Source organism: Stenotrophomonas sp. P5_A9 (genome assembly GCF_056400525.1).
Map to the genome: position 1 here is coordinate 1 of NZ_JBFULC010000114.1, position 5532 is coordinate 5532.

A 5532-nucleotide genomic window follows, 5' to 3' on the forward strand; every position below is an offset into this window, starting at 1 on the left:
CTGGCGGAAGGTCCGCTGATCAGGTCGCGGCTGATCCAGGTGCAGGATGAATCCTACCTGCTGATCCTCTCCCAACACCACATCATTTCCGATGGCTGGTCGCTCGGAATCCTTGCACAGGAGCTCTGCGAGCTCTACGCAGCCAAGCTGCAGCGTCGAGAGCCACTCCTTTCGACGCTATCCATCCAGTACCCGGATTTCGCAGCGTGGCAACACAAGGAACTGACGCGGGAGCGCCTGGACGGCCACCTCGAATACTGGCGCAGCCAACTTGAAGGGATTCCCCAGCTTCTGTCCCTGCCCACCGATCGGCCTCGATCAACACTTCAATCCACGGTCGGCGCGTCCGTGCCGATTTCCATCGACGCGGCGCTCACCGCCCGCCTGAAGGCACTGGCGCTCACGCACAACACTTCATTGCATGTCGTACTGCTGGCTGCGTGGAGCATCGTGCTCTGCCGCCTCTCCGGCCAGGACGACATCATCATCGGCAGCCCGTCGGCCAATCGTKACCGTATTGAGATCGAGCCACTCACAGGCTTCTTCGTCAACATGCTCGCCCTGCGCATCAAACTCGATGGCAAGCCAACGATCGCGGAACTGCTCGCCCGCATCCGGGACACCTCGCTGCAGGCACAGGCGCACCAATCCGTTCCATTTGACCTTGTTGTCGAGACGCTGAAGCCGGCACGCAGGCGTGATGCCAGCCCGATCTTCCAGGTTCTGTTCACTCTCCAGAACACGCGCGAACCTGTCATCACCCTTCCTCACGTGAGCGTCCAGCTCCTTCCGCAGCCATCGAACCAGGTCAAGTTCGATCTTGAGCTCACCCTCGGCGAACAGGGACATCTCATCGAAGGCAGCCTCAATTACGCCACCGCGCTCTATGACGCAGCCACCATGCAGCGACACCGCGCCTACCTGCAGGAAACACTGCAGTCGATGGTCGGGTCTGCATCACTTCCGGCACTGCAGATGCGAATGTTGCCGTGCGAGGAACATGAAATCGTGACTTCACGCTTCAGCGCCAGCGGTTCCAGCCAGATGCCTTCCCGGTTGGCCCATGAAGCATTCGAGGACCAGGTCCATCTCAACGGCGCCGCGATTGCAGTTGAATGCGATGGACAGGCGCTTACATATGACGAACTGAACATACGCGCCAATCGCATTGCACACCTGTTGCGGGGCGCCGGCATTGCCCCCGACCAGCGTGTGGCCCTCTTCATGCCGCGCTGCATCGAGATGTTGGCTGCCCTGTTGGGCGTGCTCAAGGCGGGGGCCGCGTACGTGCCCATTGACCCGGTGTTGCCGGCGAAACGACTGGCCTATCTGTTGAGCGACAGTGAGCCCCAATGCGTACTTGCACATTCCTCGGTCCGTTCGCTGCTGCCGGACAGCGGACTGCAGGTTCTGGAGCTGGACAAGGACGCAGAGCTGGCCGCGCAGCCTTCCAGCAACATTCCTCGTGCTGACAGTGGCCTGACCGACCGGCATCTGGCTTACGTGATCTATACCTCCGGGTCTACCGGCCAGCCAAAGGGGGTGATGGTCGAGCATCGAGGCCTCTCCTGCTACCTGCAGTGGGCATTGCAGGAATACCGGTGCAGGGCCCCGATGGTTTCACTGGTCTCCTCGCCGATCACATTCGACGCGACAATCACCAGCCTCTACCTTCCGCTGCTGAGCGGTGGCCGTGCACTGTTGTTGGGGGAAAGCGGCAGCCAGGACGAATTGGCAACTATCCTCAGCGCCCCTGATCACATCGACCTCGTCAAGATCACCCCATCGCATCTCCACCTGCTGGGCGAGCGCCTGCGGCGCGAGAGACAGTTGATCCACGTCGGCTGCTTCGTGGTCGGCGGCGAGGCACTCCCCGTGCAGACCGTGGCGCTGTGGCGCGAACTGGCGCCGCGTACTCGTATTGTCAACGAGTACGGACCGACAGAAGCCGTGGTCGGTTGCACCACCTTCGATGCCAGCGCCGACTTCGATCCCGCCGCGAGTCTGGTCCCGATCGGTCGCCCGGTCACCAATGCCCGCATCTATATCGTCGACCAGCACCTCCAGCCGGTACCGATCGGGATGACTGGCGAGCTGCTGATCGGTGGCCCGCAGGTCGCACGCGGGTATCTCAACCAACCGGAGTTGAGCCAAGCGCGCTTCATCGACAACCCCTTCGATTTGTCAGCAGGAAAGGTCTACAGAACCGGGGACATGGGCCGCTGGCGGATCGATGGCAGCATCGAGTACCTGGGACGTAACGATTTCCAGGTGAAGTTGCGCGGCTTCCGGATCGAGCTTGCGGAAATCGAGGGGCAGTTGGCCCGTGTGGAGGGGGTGCAGGACGTTGCGGTCATTGCGCGCGCCGATGGCGCAGACGACATGGAGCTGGTGGCCTATGTGGTTCCCAGGCGCAACGCCCAGCTCTCGGCACTGCTGCTTCGCCACGAGCTCGCCCAGGTGCTGCCCGGGTACATGCTGCCGAGCGCATTCGTACTGCTGCCAACGCTGCCGCTTACCGCCAACGGAAAGCTGGACCGCGATGCGCTGCCAGTGCCCGATCGGCAGGCACGTGCAGTGCGTACCTACGAGGCGCCACGGGGTGAGGTGGAGGAACTCGTAGCGCGGATATGGGCAGGGCTACTGTCGGTGGAACGCGTGGGTCGGCACGACCATTTCTTCGAGCTCGGCGGGCACTCGCTGATGGCGGCAAGAATGCTTGGCCGGCTGCAGGATGAGCTTGACCTGCCACTGGACCTGGCGACCGTATTCGATCACCCGACATTGGCTGACTTTGCAGAAAGCATCCTGATGGGCATCTACGCTCGACTGGGACCTTCCGGGGAGATCGAGGCATTGATCGCAGACATTACTGAGCGGGAAACCAAGTGAAGACCATCGTCAGGAAATCGGCAGTGACGCCAGAGGCGTTTGTCAGTGACCACCTGCAGTCCGGCGAGCCAGTCATCGTGACCGATGCGATGCATGGCTGGCCAGCTCTCATGCGCTGGGGACCGGATTATCTCAAGCAGAAATGCGGTGATATGGAAGTACAGGTCTACGATGATCTTTTTGCGCTGCAGAACATCGAAACGCTGTCAGACTACTTGGACAACAACTTCGGCAAGTCGGCCAGCATTCTGTCCAACGAGTATGTCCGTGCCTACGTGCGCTTCAAGGATGTCGATTTCACCTGGGCAGATACTCTCTTCGAGGTCCTGGCCGAGGATTGGGATCACCCGGCGTTCTTCCCGTGTGATGGCTTCGTTCTGCCATGCGTGCCCAAAGGTGGCCATCGTTCACCCGTCACCGGTCTTTTCCCCTACAAGGGGCTGTTCATCAGTGGTCGCGGCGGGCGCACGCGCTTACACCGCGACCCGTTCGGCACCGATGCGGTGCTGTGCCAGTTTTACGKTGAGAAGCGCCTGACCTTCTATGCGCCGAGCCATGCCGACAAGCTCATGGATGCTCAAGGTTATGTCGACCCGCAGGCCGTTGATCCGCATCGCTTCCCCGACTTTAACCTGATCGAGCCCACCTTTGAGGACGTGCTCCGTCCTGGCGAGATCCTGTTCATTCCGGGCTCCTGGTTCCATGACGTCACTTCGATATCCGATTCGATCTCGGTGACTTGGAACTTTGTCCACGAAGAACATGCCGAGCCGTACCGGCGCGAAGTCGCCAATCCGCACAACAACTTCGATCGGGACATGCTCGCCTATCTGGGCGGCCTCGCCTAGAACTTCTTTTGTAGCGCCCGAATTTCGCATTCTGCAATCTCACATGGACGGGAAATCCAGATGTCAATTACCGAAAAGCTCAGGAAGCTGACGCTCTCCGAACTGGCCGAGCTGCGTAACCGAGGGGCCGACAAGCCGATCCGCCTTCCCGCCATTGCACCGCTGGAGCGGGAAGCCGGTGCGCTGAGCGTTTTATCGTATGCGCAGCAACGTCTATGGCTGCTTGCGCAGATGCAGGGAGCCAGCGCCGCCTACACGATCCCATTGGCACTGGCGCTGCGCGGTCACCTGGATGTTGCCGCGCTGCGCAAGGCGCTGGACGCATTGGTGGTACGCCACGAATCCCTGCGCACGTCGCTGGTCGTTGTCGACGGCACGCCGAAGCAGCGCATCGAGCCAGCCGAGGCTGGGTTCCCGTTTGCAAGCGACGACCTCCGCGGAGCGGCCGATGCTGAGGCAGCGCTATCCAACCTGCTTGACCAAGAGACGATGCGTCCCTTCGATCTGAGCCAGGGCCCGCTTGTGCGCGCACGGTTGGTACAGCTCGGAGCCGAGCATCACGTGCTGGCGCTGAACATGCATCACATTGTATCCGATGGATGGTCGGGCACCGTATTGTTCCGCGAGTTGCAGGCGCTGTATGCCGGCTTCGTGAACAACCGACCTTCCGGGCTCGCGGCCCTGCCGTTGCAGTACACCGACTATGCGGCCTGGCAGCGACGCTGGCTATCCAACGATGCTCTTATCGAGCAGGCCGCTTACTGGCGCACGCAACTGGCTGGCGCACCAACGCTGCTCGAGTTGCCCACTGATCGGCGTCGGCCCACGGCCCAGGATTTTTCCGGCGACACACTGCCCTTGGCAATCGAGCCCGATCTGACTGCACGCCTGAAGGCACTTAGCCAACAGTGCGGCGTAACCTTGTATATGACTGTGCTGGCCGCCTGGTCGGTGCTGTTGTCGCGACTGTCCGGTCAACCCGATCTGATCATCGGCACACCCACCGCAAATCGGCCCCGGCAGGAGCTGGAGGGGCTGATCGGATTCTTTGTCAATACGCTGGCGCTGCGGATCGATACCTCGGGCACGATCAATGTCGAGGAGCTTCTGCAACGCGTGCGCGAAGTCGTTCTGAAAGCCCAGCAGCACCAGGACCTGCCATTCGAGCAGATCGTGGAGATGGTGCGACCGCCCCGTAGCCTCGCGCATTCGCCGCTCTTCCAGGTCATGCTGTCGTGGCAGGACATGGAACATGCCGACCTGTCGCTGGCCGGCCTCGCGGTGCAGCCGCTCGACAAGGCTGCGCCATTTGCCAAATTCGACCTGACCTTGAACCTGGGCGAGCGCGGAGATGGCCTGGCCGGGTCGCTGAACTTCGCTACGGCGCTGTTCGACCGAAGCACCGCCGAACGTATCGGCACCTACCTGCAAACGATCCTGTCGGCGATGGCAACCAACGCCGGCGAGTCTGTCGATGCGCTGCCGTTGCTGCCAGCCGAGGAACGGTACAAGATTCTGGTCGACTGGAATGCCACCGCCACGCCATACCCGGCCAAGCGCTGCATCCATGAGCTGTTTGAGGCCCGTGCCGCCGAGTCCCCGGATGCCATCGCGCTGCGCTTCCAGGAACATACCCTCAGCTATCGCCAGCTCAATGAGCAGGCCAATCGCCTGGCCAGGCATCTGCGTGATCAAGGTGTCGCCCCCGGCGTGCAGGTTGCCATCTGCGTGGACCGTTCGCCGGAAATGGTCATCGGCCTGGTCGCCATCCTCAAGGCCGGCGGTGCCTATG

The 5532-nt window shown here is 61.6% G+C and carries 3 protein-coding genes; all 3 read left to right on the forward strand.

Annotated features, from left to right (window positions below; genetic code table 11):
* A partial coding sequence (locus AC1DR7_RS19885) for a non-ribosomal peptide synthetase (RefSeq protein ID WP_478076640.1) occupies positions 1 to 2892 on the forward strand: 2892 nt, incomplete at its 5' end.
* Entirely contained in the window at positions 2889 to 3740 is an 852-nt protein-coding gene (locus tag AC1DR7_RS19890) for a cupin-like domain-containing protein (RefSeq protein WP_478076641.1), read from the forward strand. The genes AC1DR7_RS19885 and AC1DR7_RS19890, both read left to right, overlap by 4 nt.
* Before the next feature lie 60 nt (positions 3741 to 3800).
* On the forward strand, positions 3801 to 5532 hold a 1732-nt coding region (locus AC1DR7_RS19895; RefSeq protein WP_478076642.1), incomplete at its 3' end, for a condensation domain-containing protein.